We start from the raw sequence: 22,738 nt of genomic DNA on the forward strand, positions 1-22,738 counted from the left end.
GGAGAATAAAAAAATGTTATTTGACTCACATGCACATTTAAATGATGCAAGATTTGATCAAGATAGAGAAGAACTAATTAAAACTCTAAAAGAAAAACAAGTAGATTTAGTTGTAAATCCAGGTGCAGATATAGAAAGTTCTATAAGCAGTGTTAAACTTGCGAATAAATACGATTTTATATATGCAGCAGTTGGAGTACATCCACATGATGTAGGTCAACTAGATGATAGTGCAATAGACACTCTAAGAAAATTAGCTACTGAGAATGAAAAGGTAGTTGCAATAGGTGAGATAGGATTAGATTATTTTTATGATAATGCACCTAGAGAAATTCAAAGAGAATGGTTTAAAAAACAAGTAGAATTAGCTAATGAATTAAAATTACCAATAATAATACATGATAGAGATGCACATGCTGATACTTTTGAAATAATCAAAAATACTAAAAATCCAGAAATAGGATGCGTGCTTCATTGCTATAGTGGAAATGTAGAATTAGCTAAAGAATATATAAAAATGGGATGCTATATTTCTATTCCAGGAACAGTTACATTTAAAAATAATAAAAAAACTAGAGAAGTAGTAAGTGAAATACCACTAGAATATTTATTAATTGAAACTGATTCACCATACATGGCACCAGAGCCACATAGAGGAAAAAGAAATGACCCATCACTAGTAGCTTTTGTTGCTGATAAGATAGCTCAGGAAAAAGGAATATCTTATGAAAAAGTATGTGAAGCTACAAAAGAAAATGCAAAGAGATTCTTTAATATAAAATAATAAATAATTTTTTATAAAATATTATAAAAGTAAAAGCTATAGTGCATAATTGTACTGTAGCTTTTATTTTTCTTGATAAAATGTCATAAAAAACGTAAAATATAAAGATGTAGTATAAGACGAGAGATTAAAAATTAGATAAAAAGGTGAATTAATAATGATAAAAGAAATTATAGTTGTAGAAGGACGAGATGACGTTACAGCGGTAAAAAGAGCTCTTGATGCAGAACTTATAACAACTGGTGGCTTTGGATTTCCAAAAGGAACTATGGAACGTATAAAATCAGCTCAAGAAAGACGTGGAGTAATAATATTCACTGACCCAGATTTTGCAGGGGAAAAAATAAGAAAAAAAATAGCAGCGGAAATTCCAGGATGTAAGCATGCATTTTTACCAAGAGAAGAAGCTAAAAAAGATGGAGATATAGGAATCGAAAATGCTACTCCAAAGAGTATAATAGCAGCTCTTGAAAAAGTAAGAACAGAAAGTACGGATAAAAGAGATGAGTTTAAACAAGTAGATTTAATAAGAAACGGACTTATAGGAAATGAAGATGCATCTTTTAGAAGAGATGAACTTGGAAAAATACTTGGAATAGGTTACGGAAATGCAAAACAATTCTTAAATAGATTAAACAACTATGGAGTAAGTAGAGAAGAGTTTGAAGTAGCATTAAACAAAATAGAATTAAGTTAAAAAAGTCACGCAAGCGTGACAAAAATAATTCACAAAAAACGTGAAAATATAGTAAAATAGGAGAAATTAAATGGATAGACTTTCATCACATAGTGCAACCAAAGATGTAGTTCAAAAACATGGATTTAAGTTTTCAAAGTCTCTAGGACAAAACTTTTTAATAGACGACAATGTAATAGATAGCATATTACAAGGTGCAAGACTTTCAAAAGGTGATCAGATAATAGAGGTAGGTCCTGGAATAGGAACACTTACTCGTGAAATGGGAAAAGTAGCGGATAAAGTAGTTGCTATAGAAATAGATAGAAAATTAATTCCGATATTAAGAGAAACTTTAGATGATCTTGATAACGTAGAAGTAATAAACAAAGATATATTAAAAGTAGATGTTCAGGAATTAGTAGAGGAAAAATTAAAAGGTGGGCCAGTTAAATTAATAGCGAACCTTCCATATTATATAACTACACCAATAGTTATGAAGTTTTTAGAAGAAGATATTCCAGTAACTGATATAGTAGTTATGGTACAAAAAGAAGTTGCAGATAGAATGAATGCAGTACCAGGTACAAAGGATTATGGAACTTTATCAATAGCAGTTCAATACTACTGTGATACAGAAATAGTGGCAAAAGCACCAAGACACATGTTTATACCACAACCAAATGTAGATTCAACAGTTATAGGACTTCATGTAAGACCAGAAATAAAATATCCAGTAGATAGCGAAGAAATATTCTTTAAAACAGTTAAAGCTGGATTTAGTCAAAGAAGAAAAACTTTACTTAACTCATTAAGTACATTGGGTTTCTTAAGCAAAGAAGAAATTAGAGAAGTATTATTAGAAGCTAATATAGATGAAAAAAGAAGAGGAGAAACTCTTAGCATACAAGAATTTGCTACTCTTTCAAATAAAGTAAATGCAAAGGTACCTTCAAAATAGAAGGTACTTTTTTTATACCTTTAATCATATAATATTTAGAGAAATTATGTTAAGGGGGGATTAGAAATGGCTTCCAAAAGAAAGTTTAAAAGAGATTATATAATTCTTGAAGCTAAAGATACTAATTTTAGATACAAAGAGCGCATTTTACCAAAAGCATTTGCTAAAGTAGAAATAAATGATGAAAAATCAGTAGTTTCACTTTATGTAGAAAATCTTAAATGTGTAAAAGATGGATATAGAGTAATTGCGATACAAAGTGATTATGAGACTTTAGATTTAGGGAAAGTTGTTTTAAGTGAGCAAGGAAAAGGTGAGTTTGTATTAAACCTAGATAGAGATGACATAGATTTAAAAGGAATAGCTCTACTTTATGAGCAATCTGTTCCACTCATAGGTTTTAAGGGAAGTAAAATAGAAAATTACGAAGATATATTATTCACTGTTGATGATGAAGAATTTGATGAGTATGAAGAAGTGGAATATATAGAAGTAGATGATGAAGAAGAATTTGATGATGAGGATTACGAATATGAAGAGATAGAGTATATAGAAATAGAGGAAGAAGATGACGAGGATTACGAAGAAATAGAAGAAAATGATGGATATATAGAAATACAAGACGAAGAAGATGACGAGGATGAGTATGAGGATGAAGAAGAAAAAGATGAAGAAGAAGAGGATGAAGAAGAAATTATAGAACGTAATTTATACAAACAAAAATCACAACCACAAAAAACTAAACAACAAAGAAAACCTAAATATGCAAGTCAATATCAAGAACCAAAACCTCAAAATAGACCATATCAATCATATGAACAGCATCAACAAAAATCTCAAAATTCTAACGCAGCAGGGGCATTGCTAATGCCAAGACAGATTAAAAAGGGATTAAAATATTTCAACGAAGTTAAGCCGTTTGTGAGTGAAGATATAGAAGACACTAGATGGTGGAAAGTAGAAATAAGTCCAACAACTTTATGTGGATATACAATGCCGCACTTAGGATATGTAAATTCATTAAATTACACAATGTATAGCGATGCTGTAATGCATTCATATAAATATAGACATTATTTATTTGGTGTTCAATATGATGAATATAATAAGAGAAAAAATTATATATATGCAGTTCCAGGAAATAAAAATGAGCAACCAGATAAAGGTCATACTGGATTTAATACTTATCAACCATGTGATACTAGAAATGATAGTCTAGGATACTGGCTATGTTTTATAGATTCTAGGAGTAGAAGAATCCTAAAATAAAATATATCACCTTTTCTATTGATAATATTATGATATTAATCTAAAATATATAGATATACTATAATTTGGGAGGAGATATCATGATAAACAAACAAAGATTAATAAATGAATTTTTAGAGTTAGTACAAATAGATAGTCCATCTTCAAAAGAAGGTAAAGTAGCACAAGTTTTAGTTGAAAAATTAGAAGCAATAGGTTGTGAAGTTTCAATAGATAACGCAGGGGAAAAGGTTAACGGAGAAACTGGAAATATAATAGCTAAGTTAAAAGGAAACAGACCAGGAAAGAAATTATTATTCAGTTCACATATGGACACAGTTAGCCCAGGAGAAGGAATAAAACCTATAATAGATGAAGCTACTGGAATAATAAAAAGTGATGGAACTACAGTATTAGGTTCTGATGATAAAGCTGGTATAGCTGCTATATTAGAGGCTTTAAGAATGATTAAAGAAAAAGATATTGATCATGCAGATATACAAGTAGTATTCTCTATATGGGAAGAAGGCGGATTATTTGGAGCTAAATACTTAGACTACTCTAAAGTAGATGCTGATTATGCATTTGTATTAGACAGTGGTGGAGCTCCTGGAGAAATAATAATTCAAGCACCAGCACAAGATGCTATAAATGTTAAAATAACAGGAAAACCAGCTCATGCAGGTCTTCAACCAGAAAACGGAATAAGTGCAATAATGGTAGCTTCAAGAGCTATGGAAAATATGAAGTTATTAAGAATAGATGAAGAAACTACTGCTAATATAGGAATAATTAAAGGTGGTATAGCAACAAATATAGTTATGCCAGAATTAGAAATAGCAGCAGAAGCTAGAAGTTTAAGTGAAGAAAAATTAGATGCTCAAACAAATCACATGGTAGAAACATTCAAAAAAACTGCCAAAGAGTTTGGAGCTAAAATAGACATAGAAGTTAATAGAGCATATGCACCTTTTAATGTATGTGAAGATGATGAAATAGTTAAACTTGCTAAAAAAGCTTTCTCTAACATGAATATAGAAGGACATACAGCTTCTACAGGTGGAGGTAGTGACACTAATATATTAAACAAAAATGGAGTAAAAGCAGTTAACTTAGGAGTAGGTATGAAAAATGCTCATACATTAGAAGAATATATAGCTATAGAAGACATAGTTAATTCTGCAATAATGGTAAAAGAAATAATAAAAGAAGCATAATATAATATTGCTTAATTAAAATCACCTAGCAAAAGTTAGGTGATTTTTGATATTTATAAACATATAAAAAAAATATATATTATTATCGAATTGTGAAAAAATTTCCTGGGAAATATTAATATAAAATAAACATACTTACAAAATATTGATAAAAGTATATAATTGTCTTATAATTATATAGCCTTAGGGGGGATTTTTATGGCAAAGAAAAGAAAACTAAAAAAAGGTACAATAATAATTATTGGAATTATTTTATTTTTTGTAGTTTATTTTTTAGCTTTTAATACTGCAAGAAATATGGAAGAAGACAGCACACAACCAGTAAAAGCAGAATTAGATAAAGAAGATACAAGATCGCTAATAAAGCAAATAAGCTCAAAAGAAAAAATATATATATCGGATTCAAAGGTAGAGAAAGTAAGAGTAGAAGAATCTTACTGGTCTAATGTAAAAATTTTATTCAGTGAGTTTACAAAGATAAGAAAACCAGAATCGTATACTCCGGTATATAATGGATATTCAGATGATGGAATAAGATTCTCTACAGATTTGAATTACTTTAGAGTATATACTGTAAGCAGCGAAGAATATTATAAAGTTCCAGTAGCTACAAAGAAAGAATTTGAGAAGCTTTTAAGTGAAAGTATTTACTTATCTTTTGATTTTGTTAAGCAGTATAAAAGTTGGGAAACTGTAGAAATAAAATATAAAAATGAAACTAAAAAAATACATAAGTGGAAATTCGATGATCTTTCACTTCAAATGATTCAAAAGAGAATAGTAGGAAAAGTTCAACCTGAAAAAAGTAAAGAAAGAAGTGACTATAACTTCCAAATAAATATTAAGGGAGAACACTACGATGCAGTCGTAGAAACTATGGGCAAGGATTATATAAAAATATCTCAAAAAGGAAAAAATGAAAGTAAAGCACAAGCTTATTATGAAGTACATACAAAACTTTATAACTACCTTGTGTCAGAGATATTTGAGATTGGAAAAAGCTCAAAATAATTATGTTTAAATAAAAAAGTGTCTTTTATAATGATAAAAAATCATTTAAAGACACTTTTTTATTTGAATTATTTTTGAATCAATGCTTCAGCAACTTGGTATATAGGACCTGCACCAGCAGTTATAACTAAGTCATTATCCTTAACATTATCACGAAGATAATCAGTTATATCTTCGAATTTGCTTATATAAGTTACATCGACATTATTTTGATATAATTTTTCAACTAAATCTTTAGAATGAATATCACCAGGATCTTGCTCTCTAGCAGCGTAGATATCAGTAATAATAACTTTGTCTGCAGCATAAAAAGCTTCCGCAAATTCATTTAAAAGAGATTTTGTTCTAGTATAAGTATGAGGCTGGAATATGCACCATAATTTAGACTGTTTCATTTTCTTAGCAGCAGATAAAGTAGCCTTTAGTTCTGTTGGATGATGAGCATAGTCATCAACAACTAAAGCACCATTATAATTACCTTTAACTTCAAATCTTCTACCAACTCCGCCATAAGCTTTTATATTAGTTCTTATAAGTTCTAGATCTATAGAAGATACATAAGCTGTAAGAATAGCAGCTGCAGCGTTGTATATGTTATGAAGACCAGGAACAGAAAGTTCGAATGTTCCTAAATTTTCACCTCTAAATTCTAAATCAAATACTCCGTGACCATTTTCATTGAAGTTTATATTTTTTAAGATTGCATCGTTACAAGCATCTGTTCCGTATTTTATTACGGTAGCTTTAATCTCATGTAATATATCTTCTGTGTTTTCATCATCACCATTAATTATGAAATAACCATCTTTAGGAAGTAATTTTCCAAACTTATTGAAGGATGCTTTTATTTCATCTATACCTGAGAAATAATCTAAATGATCTTCCTCGATATTTAATACTATAGCTATTTGAGGGTTGAAGTTAAGGAAACTATCAACGTATTCACAAGCTTCTGTAATGAAATGATCAGAATTACCTATCTTAACATTTCCACCAATAGTGCTTAAATTTCCTCCTACTAATATAGTAGGGTCTAAATCTGCATATTGGAATATAGTAGACAACATAGAAGTTGTCGAAGTTTTACCGTGAGTTCCAGAAACTGCTATTGAGTTTTTATATTCTCTCATGATTTGACCTAAAAAAGCAGCTCTATTCATAGTAAGTTTATTTTTTTCTTTAGCAGCTATCATCTCTGCATTGTCTTTATGTACAGCTGCAGTATAAATAACCATATCTATATTATCAGAGATATGTTCTTTTTTGTGACCAATAAATATATCAGCACCTTGAGATCTAAGTTTCTCTAATAGATATGATTCGTTTGCATCTGAACCAGACACTTTATATCCTTTATTAATACATATTTCAGCTAAAGCACTCATGCTTATACCGCCAATTCCAATGAAATGTATATTCATAAGAAAACCACCTTTCTTTTTAATTAAGTCCTACAATATGAACTATGTTTGTGGTATAATAGTATAATGTTCAATATTTTATGGCAAATATACATATACTAGATTATATATATAATATATTTAAAAACTAATTAAAACATAACCATTATTATATCATAATAAATATTGTTGTGCATTACATAGTTTAAGTAGTAAGGTGTTATAATCCTAGGAGGAAAATTTAATGAAGTTTAAAAGAACGGAGAGAATTGGAGCTATAGTAAAAATACTATCAGATAATCCAAACAAAATATTTACGCTAAGTTATTTCACAAATCAATTCAATGCAGCGAAATCAACAATAAGTGAAGACTTGATAGTTGTAAAAAATGTTTTTGAAAAGCTACAATTAGGTAAAGTTATAACTATATCAGGAGCAGCTGGTGGAGTTAAATATATACCAAAAACTTCAAAAGCAGAAAATGAAGAATTCTTAATGGATTTATGTGAAAAAATAGGCGATAAATCAAGAATATTATCAGGTGGATTTTTATATTTAATAGATTTAATATATGATCCAACAATAGCGGCTAAAATAGGCAAAATATTTGCCTCAAATATAGATTATATAGATGCTGATTATGTAGTGACAATGGAAACAAAGGGAATTCCAATGGCATTAATGACAGCAAAAGCTATGAATTTACCATTAGTTATAATAAGAAAAGACATAAAAGTATCAGAAGGTCCGACACTTAGTATGACTTATGTAAATGGAAATAATTCTAAAGTAGAAAGCATGAGTTTACCAAGAAAAGCTATAAAGCCAAACAGTAAAGTTATATTAATAGATGACTTTATGAGAGGTGGAGGAACTATCAAAGGAATGGTAGATCTTATGAATGAGTTTGGAGCACAAGTTATAGGAACTGGAGTGTTTATATCTACAATAGAACCACAAGAAAAAATGGTAAAAGACTACATATCTTTAATAGAATTAGATGTAAATGGTGAAAGCGTTAAAGTAGAGCCAAATCTAAAGACATTTAAAGATGAATATCAAAATGAAGAGGTACAAGGGGAGTGCCAAATTGACGATATAATAGAGGACATTTTAGAAGAGGAAGAATAATCCTACAAAAAATAATAAATTTTGTAAAAATAAAAAAGGATATTCAAAAGATTCCTAGAATTATATAAAAAAACAGTCCAATATTAAATATATTAATTTGTTAAATATAAAAGGGGGATACAAGGGTATGAAGATAACTGACGTAAGAGTAAGAAAGATAACTGATGAGGGCAAGATGAAGTGTATAGTTTCATTAACTTTTAACAACCTATTTGTAGTACATGATATAAAGGTTATAGAAGGTCATAATGGACTATTCATAGCTATGCCAAGCAGAAAAGTAGGGGAAGGTAATTTTAGAGATATAGCGCATCCAATAAATGCTGAAATGAGACAAGTATTAGAAGATGCAGTTTTAAAAGCATATCATGAAGCGGTGGCTCAATTAGAAGTTGCAGCTGAGTAATTATAAATATAGGGAATTTATTGAGAGTCGAACTATTCGGCTCTTTTTTGTATTTAAAATTTTTGTATAAATGTATACTTTTTTGCAAAAAGGTGCTATATTAGTTAGTGATAGCAAAGACATTAAATATAAACAATTAAAATATAGAATATATAGGAAATAAAATAAAGAATGGAGTGGAGAGATGAACTTTAAAGCTATAATCCTTGCTGCAGGCAAAGGTACAAGAATGAAGTCTAAATTTCCAAAAGTCATACATAAAGTGTGTGGAAAAGAAATGGTTAACCATGTAATAGATGTTTGTAAAAACTCTGGGGTTAACGATATAGTAACAATATTGGGACATGAAAGTAAAACAGTAAAAGAGAGATTACCTAAAGACACTATGATAGCAATGCAAACAGAACAATTAGGAACTGGGCATGCTGTTATGATGGCTAAAGAATATATAAATGACGAAGATACTATAGTGGTATTATGTGGAGACACACCTTTAGTAAAAGAAGATACATTAAAAAAATTATTTGATTATCATTTAGAAAATGGATACCATGCTACAGTACTTACTACATGTGTATCAAATCCTACAGGATATGGAAGAATAATAAGAGATGAAAATCAAGATTTACTAAAAATAGTGGAGCAAAAAGATGCTAGTGAGGAAGAGAAGCAAGCAAAAGAAATTAATTCAGGTATATACTGTTTTAATGGAAGGAGCTTAAGAGAATCTCTAGACTTATTAGATAATAATAATGCCCAAGAAGAGTACTATTTAACAGACACTATCAAGATAATGAGAGATAAAGGTCATAAAGTAGGTGCTTTCAATGGTTCTACAATAGAAGAACTAATGGGAGTAAACTCAAGAGTTGAGTTATCAAAAGCAGAACAAATAATGAAAAATAGAATCAATGAATCTCATATGGTAAATGGAGTTACGATAATAGACACTAATTCAACATATATAGAATCAGGTGTTGAAATAGGTAATGATACTATAGTATATCCAGGAGCTATGATAAGAGGAAACACAAAAATAGGTTCAAGTTGTATAATTGGAATGAATTGTAGTATAATAAATTCGCAAATTGGTGATTATACAGAAGTAGAAAGTTCAACGATAACAGATAGTATTGTTGGAGAAAATACAACAGTAGGACCTTATGCATACTTAAGACCAAAGAGTAATATTGGTAATAACGTAAAAATAGGAGACTTCGTAGAAGTTAAAAATGCTACAATAGAAGATAATTCTAAAGCATCTCACCTTTCGTATATAGGTGATGCTCACGTTGGAAAAAATGTGAACATAGGATGTGGAGTGGTATTTGTAAACTACGATGGTAAAAATAAATTTAAATCTATAGTAAAAGATGGAGCATTCATAGGATCTAACTCTAACTTAGTTGCACCAGTAACTGTAGAAGCAAAAGGATATGTAGCTACAGGCTCAACTATAACAGACAACGTTCCACAAGGAGCATTAGCTATTGCAAGACAAAAGCAAGTTGTCAAAGAAGGTTGGGTAGAAAAGAAAGACCAAAAAGATAACAAGTAATTACTAAATAGCTTATTATTTTCAGGCAATATAGCCTTGAACTTTTAATAAATATAACAAATGTTTAAAAATTTTCGGGAGGATATACATGAATACTAGCGGAAGCGAAATCAAAATACTTGCAGGAAATTCATCTAAAGAATTAGCTAAAAAAATAGCTGATTACATAGGAGTACCAGTTGCGGATTGTGAAGTTGGAACATTTAGTGATGGAGAAATATCAGTAAACATCAAGGAAACAGTAAGAGGATGTGATGTTTTTGTAATTCAATCAACTAATAGTCCAGTTAACGATAACTTAATGGAATTATTAATAATGATAGATGCAATGAAAAGAGCATCAGCAGGAAGAATAACGGCAGTTATACCTTATTACGGATATGCAAGACAAGATAGAAAAGCTAAGGCGAGAGATCCAATCACAGCTAAATTAGTTGCAAACTTATTAACAGCATCAGGAGCGGATAGAGTATTAACAATGGATTTACATGCAGCACAAATCCAAGGATACTTTGATATACCTCTAGATCACTTACAAGGTGGAAAAATATTAGCTGATTATTTCAATGAAAAAGAAATCGAAGACTTAGTGGTAGTGTCTCCAGACCTAGGAAGTGTTACAAGATCTAGAAAATTTGCTAATAGCTTAGATGGAGATGTTCCAATAGCTATAATAGACAAAAGAAGACCTAAGGCTAACGTATGTGAAGTAATGAACATAATAGGTGAGGTTAAAGGTAAAAATGTTATATTATTAGACGATATGATAGATACAGCAGGAACAATAGTAAACGCAGCTAATGCACTTAAAGAATTTGGTGCTAAAGATGTTTATGCTTGTTGTACACACGGTGTATTATCAGGACCGGCTATAGAAAGAATAGAAAATTCTTCTATCGGTGAGTTAATAGTACTTGATACTATACAACTTCCAGAAGATAAGAAGATAGATAAGATACAAGTTAAAACTGTAGCACCTTTATTCGGAGATGCTATAAAGAAAATATTCGCTAACGAATCTGTTAGTATATTATTCTAATTATAAAACCATTGGATACACCTTGTTTAGTATAAACAAGGTGTATTTTTATATTCTGTATGTGGACATCTAGAATATATGGAGTTAGTAGTGCAACCGGCTATGAATATATAATTATATTTCATGGCTTTTTTTGATTTCATAAAACGAATAAGGGGGGATAGTTTGAAAGTAAATAAAAAACTTAAAGATAAAAATGGATTTACATTAGTAGAGTTACTGGTTGTAATAGTAATATTAGCAGTGCCAGCTTTATTTAAAAATATAAATAAAGCAAAAGCAGCAGATTTAAAAGCAGATTATAAAGCATTTAAGTCAGCGTCATTATATTACTATACAGATAGAATACTTATCCTGCGGCTTTAACAGGGACTGGAGAGACTGATTTAGATGAATATATGGAAAAAGTACAAGCAGAATCACCATTTGGTGGTAAATATGAACCTTCAATAAATGGGCAGTCAATGGATATAATTATAAAGGTACCTAATAGTATAAGCACTGAATCAAAAAACATGATGTTATAAAATGTGGATAGAAATCAAAACTGATATAATTAAATATATATGGAGGTGGAAAACATTGAGAAAAATAAGAATTGGAGATAACCTTGTTGAAAAAGGATATATAACAAAAGAACAGCTAACATGGGCTTTATCTCAACAAAAATAACAGGAAAAAGACTGAGAGAACTATTAATAGACCAATGATTAATAACTGGCGAATTATTAACAAATGTACTAAAAGAACTTTTTAAAATAGAAAGCGTACATTTGACACCCATAAATATAGATACAATAGCAACTAATTTAATCCCAGCAACATATGCAAAAGAGGTGGTCGTATATATAGCAACAACTAGTGAAATTAATCAATCTATAGACTTGGCATATGCAAACTCAGATTTAGATAAATCAATAAAAGGCTATGCAAATGCAGATAAAAAAATTATAAAAGAAGGAGTATAGTCAGAAGAAGAACTAAACTCAGCTCTTATAGTAAGGCTTGTACAAAATATTTTAGAAAATGCTGTAAGGATGAGAGCTAGTGATATTCATGTTGAACATGAAGGTGATTTTAGGAAAATTAGATTCAGAATTGATGGAATGTTTATTCAGTATATGAAAACTAGTGTAAAGTCATACAAAGCAGTTGTAAGTCGTATAAAAATAATAGCTAAAGAGATAAATAAAATTATAAATTCATTAAAAAGAGGTGGTTCTATATCTGAAGTTATGTTAAATGAAGATTCGAAGTTCGCTAAACTTTTAGGGCTATTGTGTCTATGTGATTTTCTAGAGCGTTGGACTTATTTACATCAACTGGATATCCATTATTACAAGGTCTTGATTGTATAAAAGATAGTATAAATAATGCTATTGCTGAAAAAGCCATAGATATTGCAAAAGAAGGTGTAATAAAAGGGGAATCTTTAGCTGAAAATCTAGAAAAAATAGATTATTTTGGACCTATATTTTTACAAATGATTTCTATACGAGAGTAAACAGGGCAGTTAGAAAGTATGAGTTATCAAATTGCAGAGTTTTATGAATATGAAGCAGAAATATACTTAGAGCGATTAGTATCTATGATTGAGCCAATTATGATAATAGTTGTTGGTATAATAACAGCAATACTAGTTATATCAGTATTTTTACCAATGCTAAGCCCTAAAGATTTAAATGGACTTATGGATTTAGAAATAGAGGATATGATATCACTTGATAGCGATAAATACACATTCTCATATGAAGTTTCACGTGAAATTAAAAATGATGAAGAAAGTAAAATAAATGTTATTTTAGCGGGAGTTCTTAAAGAAGAAATATATGAAATCGATAATATTTTCAAACAATATAAATTAGAGAGAGAAGCTGTTGATACAATAGCAACTTCATACTTAAGGGTATTAAAACACGTTGCATATGATGATATTATGATTATGAATATAGAATAATATGGAAGTATTGTAGATATTTATAAAGACGATTTTTTATTTATACATGATAATATACCTATAAAATTTAATAAAAAATCTTAATATCAGCAGTGTTTAGCTTTAGGTGATGAAACTAGTGGACTTATAAATTATTATTCATCTAGAAATTTTGGAAAAGTAATTGATACTATTTTAATATTAGCTAAGCATACTTACAACAATAATATATATGAGGTTTTAAAATCATCTTTTGATAGTGAAATAGTAAAAGGTGTTGATAACCTATTTGATATAAAAGAAGATTTCAATAGGGATATACCTAGTGAAGACTTAAATAAAATAGTTGGTAATTTAGGTTGTATGCTTAGAGATTCAGAAAAGGAGAAATATCCTTTTATATCAATATCATTTATTTGTAAAAACCACAAGATACTAAATCACAAATAAAAGATATAAAGATTGAATATGAACAAGGTATAGAAAAAATAGAAAGTAAATATGCAGCTAAAGCAGGAATAAATACGACTATTTCTCAAGCTATAAAATCTATAGAAGTTCATGAAGGGGTTATGGGAGAGCAATTACAGTATGAAATGGAAAATTCAAACTTAAATTTCCCAGGAAATAATCCTTATAAAGTGTCAAATAATCAGGGATTTAGCTACTTATCAAATAATGGAAACAGTGGATCTAAAAGTACAATTAGGATAATTTATCTGGATATATTAAATTTGAGTTGGGATAATACAATATTATATAATAAAAAAATAGAATATAAATTAAAGTCTATTGGACTTATGAAAAATAAAGATGATGTAGATGGTGTACAGCCTAGACAAGTTATTTATATAGAACCTGGTCAAAATACATATATTGATTTTGATGTTATGTATAGCGGGTTAGTGTATAACGCTAATGAATTAGAAGAGGAATACACTATAAAGCATCGATACAAGTAAAAGTTGAGCAAGTTATAAGTGCAAATAATTATAAATTATCTTATGATATTAATGACTGGAGATATACGATAAAATAGTATTAGTTATATTTTAACAAATATAGTAAGGAGATAAACAATGAATATATTTGATTTGCTAAAAAAAGCAATAGATATGAATGCATCAGATATACATATAACAGTAGATAGTCCTGCAATAGCTAGATGTAGCGGGAAGTTTAAAAATTTAACAGAGTATATATTGACAGATGAAGACACTAAAAACATGGCTAGAGAATTAGCTGGCGATAAAAATTTTAATAAAATAGAGGAACATGGAGAAGCTGATTTTTCAGCTTACTTAGACAGTGGAGAAAGATTTAGGATAAATGCATATAAGCAAAGAGAAAAATATGCAATAGCTATAAGAACTATAGCATCTGATATACCATCTTTTGATAGCCTAGGATTGCCAGATATATTAAAAAAAATATCCGAAAAACATAAAGGTTTAGTATTGGTTACAGGGCCTACTGGAAGTGGTAAAAGTACAACATTAGCAAGTATATTAGATATAATAAATACTAATCAGCAAAAGCATATTATAACACTAGAAGACCCGATAGAATATGTTCACAAGCATAAAATGTGTATAATAAATCAAAGAGAAATAGGGAAAGATACTGAAAGCTTTAACTCGGCATTAAGAGCGATACTACGTCAAGACCCAGATGTTATTTTAATAGGTGAGATGAGAGATAAAGAGACAATATCTATTGCACTAACAGCAGCGGAAACTGGTCATTTAGTTTTTTCTACACTACATACTGTTGGAGCTGCTAAAACAATAGATAGAATAATAGATATGTTTCCATCAGAGCAACAACAACAGATAAGAACTCAGTTATCTACTGTATGTGAGGGAGTTATATCACAGCAATTACTTCCTACTTATGATGGAAGCTCTAGAGTAGCAGCTCTTGAAATTATGATACCTAATCATGCTATAAGGAATTTAATAAGAGAAGGTAAAATTTATCAAATACCTAATATAATACAAACAGGGTCTAAACTTGGAATGCAATCAATGGATAATGAACTAATAAATATGTATAAACAAGGTAAAATATCTAGAAAAATTGTATTAAGCAGATGTACAGATTATGAATATACTAGCAAATTGGTAGGAGATAGATATTAATATGGACGTATATTTTACAGTAGTATCATTTATAATGGGGGTAACTTTTGGAAGTTTTTTTAATGTTTGTATTTTTAGAATACCAGAAAAAAAATCAATAGTTAATCCACCTTCACATTGTTATAATTGCAATACTAGACTAAAATCAATAGATTTAGTTCCGATATTAAGTTGGACTTTATTAAAAGGTAAATGCAGATATTGTGGAAAAAAAATATCATCAAGATATGCATTAGTAGAGTTATTAACAGGTTTTTTATTTGTATTAATATACCATGAGTATGGGTATAATGTTATAACATTATATTATTTAGTACTAATATCATTACTCATAATCATAACTTTTATAGATATAGATCATTATATAATACCTGATGAACTAATAGTGTTTGGATGTACAATTGCATTAATATTTAATATGTTTGGAAAAGGTATTGGAATTAAAGGAAGTTTAATAGGAGCAGTTGTATGTGGCGGAGGTATGTTACTACTAATTTACTTAATAGAATTAGTAGTAAAAAAAGATGTTATGGGTGGAGGAGATATTAAATTATTCACCATGACAGGTTTATTTTTAGGAATTAAGGGTGGATTATTAACAATACTTTTAAGTATATATGCTGGAGCTATTTACGGTATATTTAACATAATAAGTAGTAAGAGGAAAAAGAAAAAATATGATTCTATGATACCTTATGGACCGTTTATATCGGTCGGTGCATTAATAACTGTTTTATGTGGAACTAATATAATAAATTGGTACATAAACTTATTTTAATGATTAAATATATATAGTAGGGTTAATAATTAAAATAACCCTACTATTATTTATAAAAATATGATTTATATAATAATAACTTCAGTAATAATAGCTCATATATGCAATAAGCAATTATACAAAATATGTGATGAAATAAATAAAAACAAAATAAATACAATAATAATTTATCTAGCAAGTATATCATCAATGATGTTAATTTATTATAAATATGGATTAAATGTAGAATCTATAAAGTATCTGTCACTAATACCGTTTATAATAATAATTTCAATAATAGATTATCATACTATATACATATATAATATGACAGTACTTAGTGGTATAATAGTCCAAGGAGTAATTTTTCTAATAACAATAAATAGAGAAACCGATGCATTAAGTCATATATTAGGATTAGTTATAGGATTTATGATACCATATATATTGTCAGTTGTGACAAAAGGACTAGGAAAAGGAGACATAGGCTTATACGGCTTATGTTGTTTTGCGTTAGGTCACAATTATGTGACTTATCTTATATACTTATCTTATGTTATGGGGTTTATATACTGTATGTATATACTTTTATTAAAACGTTATAAAATAAGAAAAATACCATTTGCACCATTTATATCATTGGCAACAATAACAATAATGTTAACCAATTATGATATATTAAAAATATACTTTGACATAATAAGTAATTAAAGGAGGAGAAAAATGTATATAGTAGTAGGGTTAGGAAATCCAGGAAAACAATACGATAAAACAAGACATAACGTCGGTTTTAACGTTATAGATATTTTAGCAAAGGAATATGACATATCCGTGACGAAGATAAAACATAAGGCTTTAATTGGAGAAGGTAGAATTGGGTCTGAAAAAGTTTTATTAGTTAAACCACAAACATATATGAATTTAAGTGGAGAAACTTTAATAGATATATATCAATATTATAAAGTAGACTTAAGCAATATAATAGTAGTGTACGATGATATCGATTTGGATGTTGGTAAATTAAGAATTAGAACAAAAGGAAGTGGTGGAACTCATAATGGAATGAGATCTATTACAAAGTGTTTAGGTTCAACAGATTTTCCAAGAGTAAGAGTTGGTGTATCTAAGCCAAGACCAGGACAAGATTTAGCTGACTTTGTTCTTTCAAAATTCAGAAAAGAAGAAGCTATAGACTTAGAAAATGGACTTGAAAAAGCATATCGTGCAGTTGATACTATAATAAGAGAAAATATAGAAATATCTATGAACAAATACAACGGGTAGTGAGAGGGGAATTATATATGAATGACGTTTTTGTATACCCTTTGCAAAATTCAAAAGAATATAAAGATGTAATAAATTGCATACAAAATAACAAAGGCTCATTACTAGTTAATGGGCTTTTACCAGTGCAAAAACCTCATATCGCTTATTCTATATTCAAGGACCTATCTAGGCAAATAGTCTTTATAGCGAGTAGTGATTTAGAAGCTAAAAAAGCATATGATGATTTAAGTTTTTATATGAAAGATAAAGTAGATTATTTAGGTTTCCAAGATATCTATTTTTATCATTTAGATGCAAAGGATAGAAATGAAGAAGCTAAAAAATTAAAGGTATTACTAAAATTAGCTAAAGGAAAAGATATGATTTTAGTAACATCTGTTGAAGCTATATTAAAAAAATATACACCTAAAGAGGTATTACTAGAAAATATATTTACATATAAAATAGGTGATAACCTTAAAATAGAAGAGTTAAGTGATAAATTGGTATTATTAGGATATGAAAGGGTTTCCAAAATCGAAGGCTTTGGTCAATTTAGTATTAGAGGAGGGATTATAGATATATTCTCACTAGAATATAATAATCCTATTCGTATGGAACTGTTTGATGATGAAATAGAATCTATACGAATTTTTGATGTTTTTACTCAAAAATCTATAGAAAAGATTAAGAAATTTTCTATAACACCATCAAGAGAATTTATATATCCTAAAAAGACTGAGGATAGCGTCAATAGAATTAAAAGTGATACAACTAAATATACTAATGAAGATATATTTTCAAATATTGACAAGATACAAAGTAAAACGTATTTCCAAGGTGTAGAAAATTATATTGACTATGTATACACAGATGAAAATAAAAGTTTATTCACATATTTAAAAGATGATGCAATAATTTTTGTTAACGATATAAGTAGAGTTAAGGAACGATGTGAGAATTATATAAATGAATTTAAAGACAATTATCAGTTGAATCTTGAAAGAGGATTAGCTCTTAAAGATCAAGGAAATTTATTATATCACTATAGTGATTTAGAATTTATAATGTCTAAAAATAAGTTGGTTTTAAATACATTACTTCCAAAACCTATAAATGATTTTGATGTAAAGTCTATAGTTAATTTTGAGTGTAGAGAAATTCCTACATTTAATGCTAAATCTAATAGTTTAGCAGATGAATTAAATAGATTAAAATATAATGGTTATAAATTAATATTAGCTACTAATACTTTAGATAGAGCTAAAAAATTAAATTCAGAATTACTAGACTTAGGACTAGAAAGTACTATATCTCAAAGTAGAAATATAGAAATAAAGTCTTCTCAAATTATTATTACTCCAGCTCGTATAACTAGCGGATTTGAGTATAAATCTATAAAGTTTGCAGTAATAACTGATAATGAAATGATAGGTGTACATAAGAGAACATCGACTCCTAAATCTAAAAAACAAAAAAAAGGGAAAAAAATTGATTCATTCTTAGATTTAAATGTTGGTGACTATGTTGTTCATGAAAATAGCGGTGTTGGTAGATACACAGGTATAGAACAAATAACTGTAAATGCTATAAAAAAGGACTACATGAAGATAGTTTATCATGGTGGAGATAACTTATATGTACCAATAGACCAAATGGACAAGGTTCAAAAGTATATAGGTGTTGAAGAAGATAAAGTAAAATTAAATAAATTAGGTAGTAGTGAATGGACAAAGGCGAAAGCTAAGGTTAAAAAAGAAATAGAAGATATGACTAAAGACCTTATAGAGCTTTATGCAAAAAGAGAAAAGGTAAAAGGATATAAGTTTGAAAAAGATACTCCATGGCAAAGTGAATTTGAGTCTTTATTCCCACATCAAGAAACTGATGATCAGTTAAAGGCAATAGAAGAAACTAAAAAAGATATGGAATCAAGTAAGGTAATGGATAGACTTATCTGTGGAGATGTTGGATATGGTAAGACAGAGGTAGCTATAAGAGCAGTGTTTAAGGCTTGTATGGAGCAAAAGCAAGTTGCAGTATTAGTTCCTACCACAATTTTGGCTCAGCAGCATTACAATACATTTAAGGAAAGATTTGAAAGCTATCCAATAAGAGTAGAAGTATTAAGCAGATTTAAAACGCCTAAACAACAAAAACAAATTATAGAAGATACTAAAAAAGGTTTAGTAGATGTATTAATAGGTACACATAGAATTGTATCTAAGGATATAAGTATACCTAACTTAGGTTTAGTAGTAATAGATGAAGAGCAAAGATTTGGAGTTAGACACAAAGAATCACTTAAAAAAATAAAATCAACAGTAGATGTTCTTACGTTATCAGCAACTCCTATTCCAAGAACTCTACATATGTCTTTAAGTGGTATAAGAGATATGAGTGTTATAGAAGAACCTCCTCAAGAAAGACACCCTGTTATAACTTATGTTACAGAAGGTAAAGAGAGTATAATACAGGATGAGATAGAAAGAGAATTAGCTAGGGGTGGTCAGGTATTCTTTGTATATAATAGAGTAGAGAATATCGAAGAAATGGCAAGCATGGTAAAACGATTAATTCCAGATGCTAGGGTAGCTGTGGCACATGGTAGAATGACATCTAAAGATTTGGAAAATATAATATTAGGATTTTTAAATAAAGAATATAACGTATTAGTTTGTACAACTATAATAGAAACTGGTATGGATATTTCAAATGCTAATACTATGATTGTATATAATGCAGATAAGATGGGACTTGCACAACTTTATCAATTAAGAGGTAGAGTAGGGAGAAGTTCTAGACAAGGTTATGCTTATTTAATGTATGAAAAAGACAAGGTGCTTAGTGAAATAGCAGAAAAAAGATTAAAGGCCATAAGAGAATTTACAGAATTTGGTTCAGGATTTAAAATAGCCATGAGAGACCTTGAAATAAGAGGGGCTGGAAATATACTTGGATCTCAACAACATGGACATATGGCTATTATAGGATATGATTTATATGTAAAAATGTTAAATGAAGCTATTAAAAAAGTTAAGGGTGAAGTTATTCTTGATGATATAGATGTAGAAATAGACTTAAGTGTAAATGCATATATTCCAGATAGTTATATAGATGATGAGTTAATTAAAATAGAAATGTATAAAAAAATAGCTTCTATAGAATCAAAAGAAGATATGAAAGAAGTGCAAGAAGAATTAGAAGATAGATTCTCTGATATACCTAAAGCTGTACAATCTCTACTAAAAATTGCATATATAAAAACTTTATGCAAAATGCTAAAAATAGAAAAAGTTAGACAGCTTAAGGATGAAATATTACTAATACCTACAACTAGATACAAAACAAAGGAAAAAATAGGGTATAATATAGTTGTAGAATTGGAAGAACTACTAGAGAAAATGTGTAGTGTGAAATAACTAAACAATTAGGAAAGGGTGTTTATATTTTGAAAAAAATAATGTCAGTAGCCGTGTCTATTTTATTAGGCTTATCTATGACTGCTTGTGGGAGCAGTAAAAAGGGGGAAGAAGCAGTAGTAACTATAAATGGAAAAGAAATAACTTCTAGTTATTATGAAAAAACGTTAGGTTTATATAAGCAATCAGTAGAGTCTATGTATGGTCCAGAAATTTGGGATACAGAAGTAGAAAAAGGAGTAAAATATAAAGATAAATTTAAAGATATGATGGTTCAACAAATAATAGATGCACAAGTTATATACGACCAAGCTAAAAAAGAAAATTTAATTCCTTCTAAAGAAGAAGTAGACAAAAAATTTAAAGAATTAAAGAAAAATATTGATTCTGATGCAGAATATAAAAAGAATTTAGAAAAAATAGGAATAGATGATGAATATTTAAAAAATCAACAAGAACAAGATTTAGTTCTTCAAAATTATAAAAGTAATTTTGAAAAAACTACAAAAATTTCAGATGACGAAATGAAAAAATATTATGAAGAACATAAAAAAGAATATTATAAAGATGAAGTTAAAGCATCACACATATTAATATCTACAGTAGATAAAAATAATAAACCTGTTCCTGAGGCTAAGAAAAAAGAAGCTAAAAAGAAAGCAGAAGAAGCACTTAAAAAGGCTAAAGCAGGAGAAGAATTTGCAGAGTTAGCAAAAAAATATTCTGATGATGGATCTGCAAGCAAAGGTGGGGATTTAGGATTCTTTGGAAAAGGTAAAATGGTTCCAGAATTTGAAAAAGCAGCATATTCTTTAAAAGTTGGTCAAATATCTGACATAGTAGAGTCTCAATATGGATATCATATAATAAAGCTTACAGATAAAGTAAACGAGCAAGTACCTTATGAAAAAGTTAAAGATTCAATAAAAACTACTTTATTAAGTACTAAACTTGAACAACAAATAAAGAAACTTTCAAGTGAAGCTAAGGTAGAAAAAAATGAAGATGCTATAAAGAAAATAAAATTATAAAAATAAAATAAAGTCCATTAAATATGCAAAAAAAGTTATTTTAACTAATACATAGCTTTTTTTGCATATTTTTCTTATCATTGGTAAAAATAATCCTAAAGTTACTAATGGAGGGATAAATTATATATGAGAGCGACAGGGATAGTTAGAAGAATAGATGATCTAGGAAGAGTTGTTATTCCTAAAGAAATAAGAAAAACTTTAAGAATTAGAGAAGGAGATCCACTTGAAATATTTACAGCTAAAGATGGAGAAGTAATTCTTAAAAAATATTCACCAATAGGAGAATTAAATGAATTTTCCCAAGAATATACAGAAACTTTAGGAGAAATTTTAGGATGTGGAGTAGCAGTAACAGACTTAGATTCAATAATAACAGTTTCTAAATTATCTAAGAAAGATTACAAAGAAAAAAGTATAAGCGACGAGTTAGAAGCATTAATAGAAAACAGAGAAATAAAGCATTTTAAAGATAGTAAATTATTACCTATATATAAAGATGATGCTATGGAATATTCAAAACAAATAATAATGCCAATAATAAGTGCATCAGGTGATTGTATAGGTTCTATAATACTAGTATCAAAAGAGTCAGAAAACATAGAGGAAGCAGAAGAAAAAATATTAAAAATAGCAGCAAACTTCCTAGGAAAACAAGTTCAATAATTGTTTTAAATCCAAGGCCCTAAATTTAGGGTCTTTTTACATTTTGTAGTAATATATTGAACATACCATTGAATATATGATATATTA

At 28.7% G+C, this 22,738-nt stretch carries 23 protein-coding genes and 2 pseudogenes; 24 read left to right on the forward strand and 1 reads right to left on the reverse strand.

Annotated features, from left to right (window positions below):
* Positions 1-13 precede the first annotated feature (13 nt).
* The 6 genes from QOZ84_RS14530 (at position 14) to QOZ84_RS14555 (ending at position 5,897) form a co-directional block, all read left to right on the forward strand.
* The gene (locus tag QOZ84_RS14530; protein ID WP_284133661.1) at positions 14-784 is read left to right on the forward strand and encodes a TatD family hydrolase; all 771 of its coding nucleotides are present in this window, start codon (positions 14-16) and stop codon (positions 782-784) included.
* 157 nt (positions 785-941) lie between these two features.
* Positions 942-1,481 carry a ribonuclease M5 gene (gene rnmV, locus QOZ84_RS14535; protein ID WP_284133662.1) on the forward strand — a complete coding sequence of 180 codons (540 nt, stop codon included), beginning with the start codon at positions 942-944 and terminating at the stop codon, positions 1,479-1,481.
* Between the two features lie 70 nt (positions 1,482-1,551).
* Positions 1,552-2,421, forward strand: coding sequence for a 16S rRNA (adenine(1518)-N(6)/adenine(1519)-N(6))-dimethyltransferase RsmA (rsmA, locus tag QOZ84_RS14540; protein ID WP_284133663.1), 870 nt, complete (start codon positions 1,552-1,554; stop codon positions 2,419-2,421).
* A 66-nt stretch (positions 2,422-2,487) separates the two neighbouring features.
* Entirely contained in the window at positions 2,488-3,690 is a 1,203-nt protein-coding gene (locus QOZ84_RS14545; protein WP_284133664.1) for a hypothetical protein, read from the forward strand.
* An 80-nt stretch (positions 3,691-3,770) separates the two neighbouring features.
* The gene (locus tag QOZ84_RS14550; protein ID WP_284133665.1) at positions 3,771-4,886 is read left to right on the forward strand and encodes a M20/M25/M40 family metallo-hydrolase; all 1,116 of its coding nucleotides are present in this window, start codon (positions 3,771-3,773) and stop codon (positions 4,884-4,886) included.
* Positions 4,887-5,084: 198 nt separating this feature from the next.
* Positions 5,085-5,897 carry a hypothetical protein gene (locus tag QOZ84_RS14555; RefSeq protein ID WP_284133666.1) on the forward strand — a complete coding sequence of 271 codons (813 nt, stop codon included), beginning with the start codon at positions 5,085-5,087 and terminating at the stop codon, positions 5,895-5,897.
* A 68-nt stretch (positions 5,898-5,965) separates the two neighbouring features.
* Here the strand turns inward: QOZ84_RS14555 and murC are convergent, their stop codons facing one another.
* The gene (gene murC, locus QOZ84_RS14560) at positions 5,966-7,318 is read right to left on the reverse strand and encodes a UDP-N-acetylmuramate--L-alanine ligase (RefSeq protein ID WP_284133667.1); all 1,353 of its coding nucleotides are present in this window, start codon (positions 7,316-7,318) and stop codon (positions 5,966-5,968) included.
* Positions 7,319-7,541: 223 nt separating this feature from the next.
* Between murC and purR the strand changes: the two genes are divergently transcribed.
* The 18 genes and pseudogenes from purR (at position 7,542) to QOZ84_RS14650 (ending at position 22,651) form a co-directional block, all read left to right on the forward strand.
* The gene (gene purR / locus QOZ84_RS14565) at positions 7,542-8,429 is read left to right on the forward strand and encodes a pur operon repressor (RefSeq protein WP_284133668.1); all 888 of its coding nucleotides are present in this window, start codon (positions 7,542-7,544) and stop codon (positions 8,427-8,429) included.
* 127 nt (positions 8,430-8,556) lie between these two features.
* Positions 8,557-8,835 carry a septation regulator SpoVG gene (spoVG, locus tag QOZ84_RS14570; RefSeq protein ID WP_026902395.1) on the forward strand — a complete coding sequence of 93 codons (279 nt, stop codon included), beginning with the start codon at positions 8,557-8,559 and terminating at the stop codon, positions 8,833-8,835.
* A gap of 184 nt (positions 8,836-9,019) precedes the next feature.
* Positions 9,020-10,393 carry a bifunctional UDP-N-acetylglucosamine diphosphorylase/glucosamine-1-phosphate N-acetyltransferase GlmU gene (gene glmU, locus QOZ84_RS14575; protein ID WP_284133669.1) on the forward strand — a complete coding sequence of 458 codons (1,374 nt, stop codon included), beginning with the start codon at positions 9,020-9,022 and terminating at the stop codon, positions 10,391-10,393.
* An 88-nt stretch (positions 10,394-10,481) separates the two neighbouring features.
* Complete coding sequence (locus QOZ84_RS14580) at positions 10,482-11,432, forward strand: ribose-phosphate diphosphokinase (RefSeq protein WP_284133670.1); 951 nt, start codon at positions 10,482-10,484, stop codon at positions 11,430-11,432.
* A 165-nt stretch (positions 11,433-11,597) separates the two neighbouring features.
* Positions 11,598-11,798 carry a type II secretion system protein gene (locus QOZ84_RS14585; protein WP_284133671.1) on the forward strand — a complete coding sequence of 67 codons (201 nt, stop codon included), beginning with the start codon at positions 11,598-11,600 and terminating at the stop codon, positions 11,796-11,798.
* A 32-nt stretch (positions 11,799-11,830) separates the two neighbouring features.
* Complete coding sequence (locus QOZ84_RS14590) at positions 11,831-11,959, forward strand: hypothetical protein (RefSeq protein WP_284133672.1); 129 nt, start codon at positions 11,831-11,833, stop codon at positions 11,957-11,959.
* Positions 11,960-12,205: 246 nt separating this feature from the next.
* On the forward strand, positions 12,206-12,400 hold the full coding sequence (locus QOZ84_RS14595; protein ID WP_284133673.1) for a hypothetical protein: 195 nt from the start codon (positions 12,206-12,208) through the stop codon (positions 12,398-12,400).
* Positions 12,401-12,424: 24 nt separating this feature from the next.
* Positions 12,425-12,790 (forward strand): annotated as a pseudogene (locus QOZ84_RS14600) (ATPase, T2SS/T4P/T4SS family); the annotation flags it as partial.
* A complete protein-coding gene (locus QOZ84_RS14605; protein ID WP_284133674.1) occupies positions 12,736-12,936 on the forward strand; it encodes a hypothetical protein in 201 nt (66 codons plus the stop codon). The pseudogene QOZ84_RS14600 and the gene QOZ84_RS14605, both read left to right, overlap by 55 nt.
* A gap of 12 nt (positions 12,937-12,948) precedes the next feature.
* Positions 12,949-13,389: pseudogene (locus QOZ84_RS14610) on the forward strand (hypothetical protein); the annotation flags it as partial.
* 551 nt (positions 13,390-13,940) lie between these two features.
* Entirely contained in the window at positions 13,941-14,330 is a 390-nt protein-coding gene (locus tag QOZ84_RS14615; protein WP_284133675.1) for a hypothetical protein, read from the forward strand.
* Between the two features lie 117 nt (positions 14,331-14,447).
* Positions 14,448-15,509, forward strand: a complete 1,062-nt coding sequence (locus QOZ84_RS14620) for a type IV pilus twitching motility protein PilT (RefSeq protein ID WP_284133676.1) — start codon at positions 14,448-14,450, stop codon at positions 15,507-15,509.
* Between the two features lies 1 nt (position 15,510).
* A complete protein-coding gene (locus QOZ84_RS14625; protein WP_284133677.1) occupies positions 15,511-16,287 on the forward strand; it encodes a prepilin peptidase in 777 nt (258 codons plus the stop codon).
* Between the two features lie 60 nt (positions 16,288-16,347).
* Entirely contained in the window at positions 16,348-16,977 is a 630-nt protein-coding gene (locus tag QOZ84_RS14630) for a prepilin peptidase (protein WP_284133678.1), read from the forward strand.
* Positions 16,978-16,989: 12 nt separating this feature from the next.
* Positions 16,990-17,550, forward strand: a complete 561-nt coding sequence (pth, locus tag QOZ84_RS14635; RefSeq protein WP_026902383.1) for an aminoacyl-tRNA hydrolase — start codon at positions 16,990-16,992, stop codon at positions 17,548-17,550.
* A 17-nt stretch (positions 17,551-17,567) separates the two neighbouring features.
* A complete protein-coding gene (gene mfd, locus QOZ84_RS14640) occupies positions 17,568-20,954 on the forward strand; it encodes a transcription-repair coupling factor (RefSeq protein ID WP_284133679.1) in 3,387 nt (1,128 codons plus the stop codon).
* Positions 20,955-20,983: 29 nt separating this feature from the next.
* On the forward strand, positions 20,984-21,985 hold the full coding sequence (locus QOZ84_RS14645) for a peptidylprolyl isomerase (protein ID WP_284133680.1): 1,002 nt from the start codon (positions 20,984-20,986) through the stop codon (positions 21,983-21,985).
* A 126-nt stretch (positions 21,986-22,111) separates the two neighbouring features.
* Positions 22,112-22,651 carry a stage V sporulation T C-terminal domain-containing protein gene (locus QOZ84_RS14650; RefSeq protein ID WP_284133681.1) on the forward strand — a complete coding sequence of 180 codons (540 nt, stop codon included), beginning with the start codon at positions 22,112-22,114 and terminating at the stop codon, positions 22,649-22,651.
* The last annotated feature ends 87 nt before the right edge of the window (positions 22,652-22,738 follow it).

The organism is Romboutsia sedimentorum (assembly GCF_030131845.1).
Classification (GTDB): Bacteria; Bacillota; Clostridia; order Peptostreptococcales; family Peptostreptococcaceae; genus Romboutsia_D; species Romboutsia_D sedimentorum.

Coding starts and splice junctions, on each gene's coding strand:
- murC (WP_284133667.1), bottom strand. CDS start 7,318: ATGAATATACATTTCATTGGAATTGGCGGTATAAGCATGAGTGCTTTA.
- glmU (WP_284133669.1), top strand. CDS start 9,020: ATGAACTTTAAAGCTATAATCCTTGCTGCAGGCAAAGGTACAAGAATG.
- QOZ84_RS14580 (WP_284133670.1), top strand. CDS start 10,482: ATGAATACTAGCGGAAGCGAAATCAAAATACTTGCAGGAAATTCATCT.
- rsmA (WP_284133663.1), top strand. CDS start 1,552: ATGGATAGACTTTCATCACATAGTGCAACCAAAGATGTAGTTCAAAAA.
- QOZ84_RS14530 (WP_284133661.1), top strand. CDS start 14: ATGTTATTTGACTCACATGCACATTTAAATGATGCAAGATTTGATCAA.
- QOZ84_RS14620 (WP_284133676.1), top strand. CDS start 14,448: ATGAATATATTTGATTTGCTAAAAAAAGCAATAGATATGAATGCATCA.
- QOZ84_RS14550 (WP_284133665.1), top strand. CDS start 3,771: ATGATAAACAAACAAAGATTAATAAATGAATTTTTAGAGTTAGTACAA.
- QOZ84_RS14555 (WP_284133666.1), top strand. CDS start 5,085: ATGGCAAAGAAAAGAAAACTAAAAAAAGGTACAATAATAATTATTGGA.
- spoVG (WP_026902395.1), top strand. CDS start 8,557: ATGAAGATAACTGACGTAAGAGTAAGAAAGATAACTGATGAGGGCAAG.
- QOZ84_RS14625 (WP_284133677.1), top strand. CDS start 15,511: ATGGACGTATATTTTACAGTAGTATCATTTATAATGGGGGTAACTTTT.
- purR (WP_284133668.1), top strand. CDS start 7,542: ATGAAGTTTAAAAGAACGGAGAGAATTGGAGCTATAGTAAAAATACTA.
- QOZ84_RS14590 (WP_284133672.1), top strand. CDS start 11,831: ATGGAAAAAGTACAAGCAGAATCACCATTTGGTGGTAAATATGAACCT.
- QOZ84_RS14545 (WP_284133664.1), top strand. CDS start 2,488: ATGGCTTCCAAAAGAAAGTTTAAAAGAGATTATATAATTCTTGAAGCT.
- QOZ84_RS14615 (WP_284133675.1), top strand. CDS start 13,941: ATGGGAGAGCAATTACAGTATGAAATGGAAAATTCAAACTTAAATTTC.
- pth (WP_026902383.1), top strand. CDS start 16,990: ATGTATATAGTAGTAGGGTTAGGAAATCCAGGAAAACAATACGATAAA.
- QOZ84_RS14630 (WP_284133678.1), top strand. CDS start 16,348: ATGATTTATATAATAATAACTTCAGTAATAATAGCTCATATATGCAAT.
- mfd (WP_284133679.1), top strand. CDS start 17,568: ATGAATGACGTTTTTGTATACCCTTTGCAAAATTCAAAAGAATATAAA.
- QOZ84_RS14650 (WP_284133681.1), top strand. CDS start 22,112: ATGAGAGCGACAGGGATAGTTAGAAGAATAGATGATCTAGGAAGAGTT.
- rnmV (WP_284133662.1), top strand. CDS start 942: ATGATAAAAGAAATTATAGTTGTAGAAGGACGAGATGACGTTACAGCG.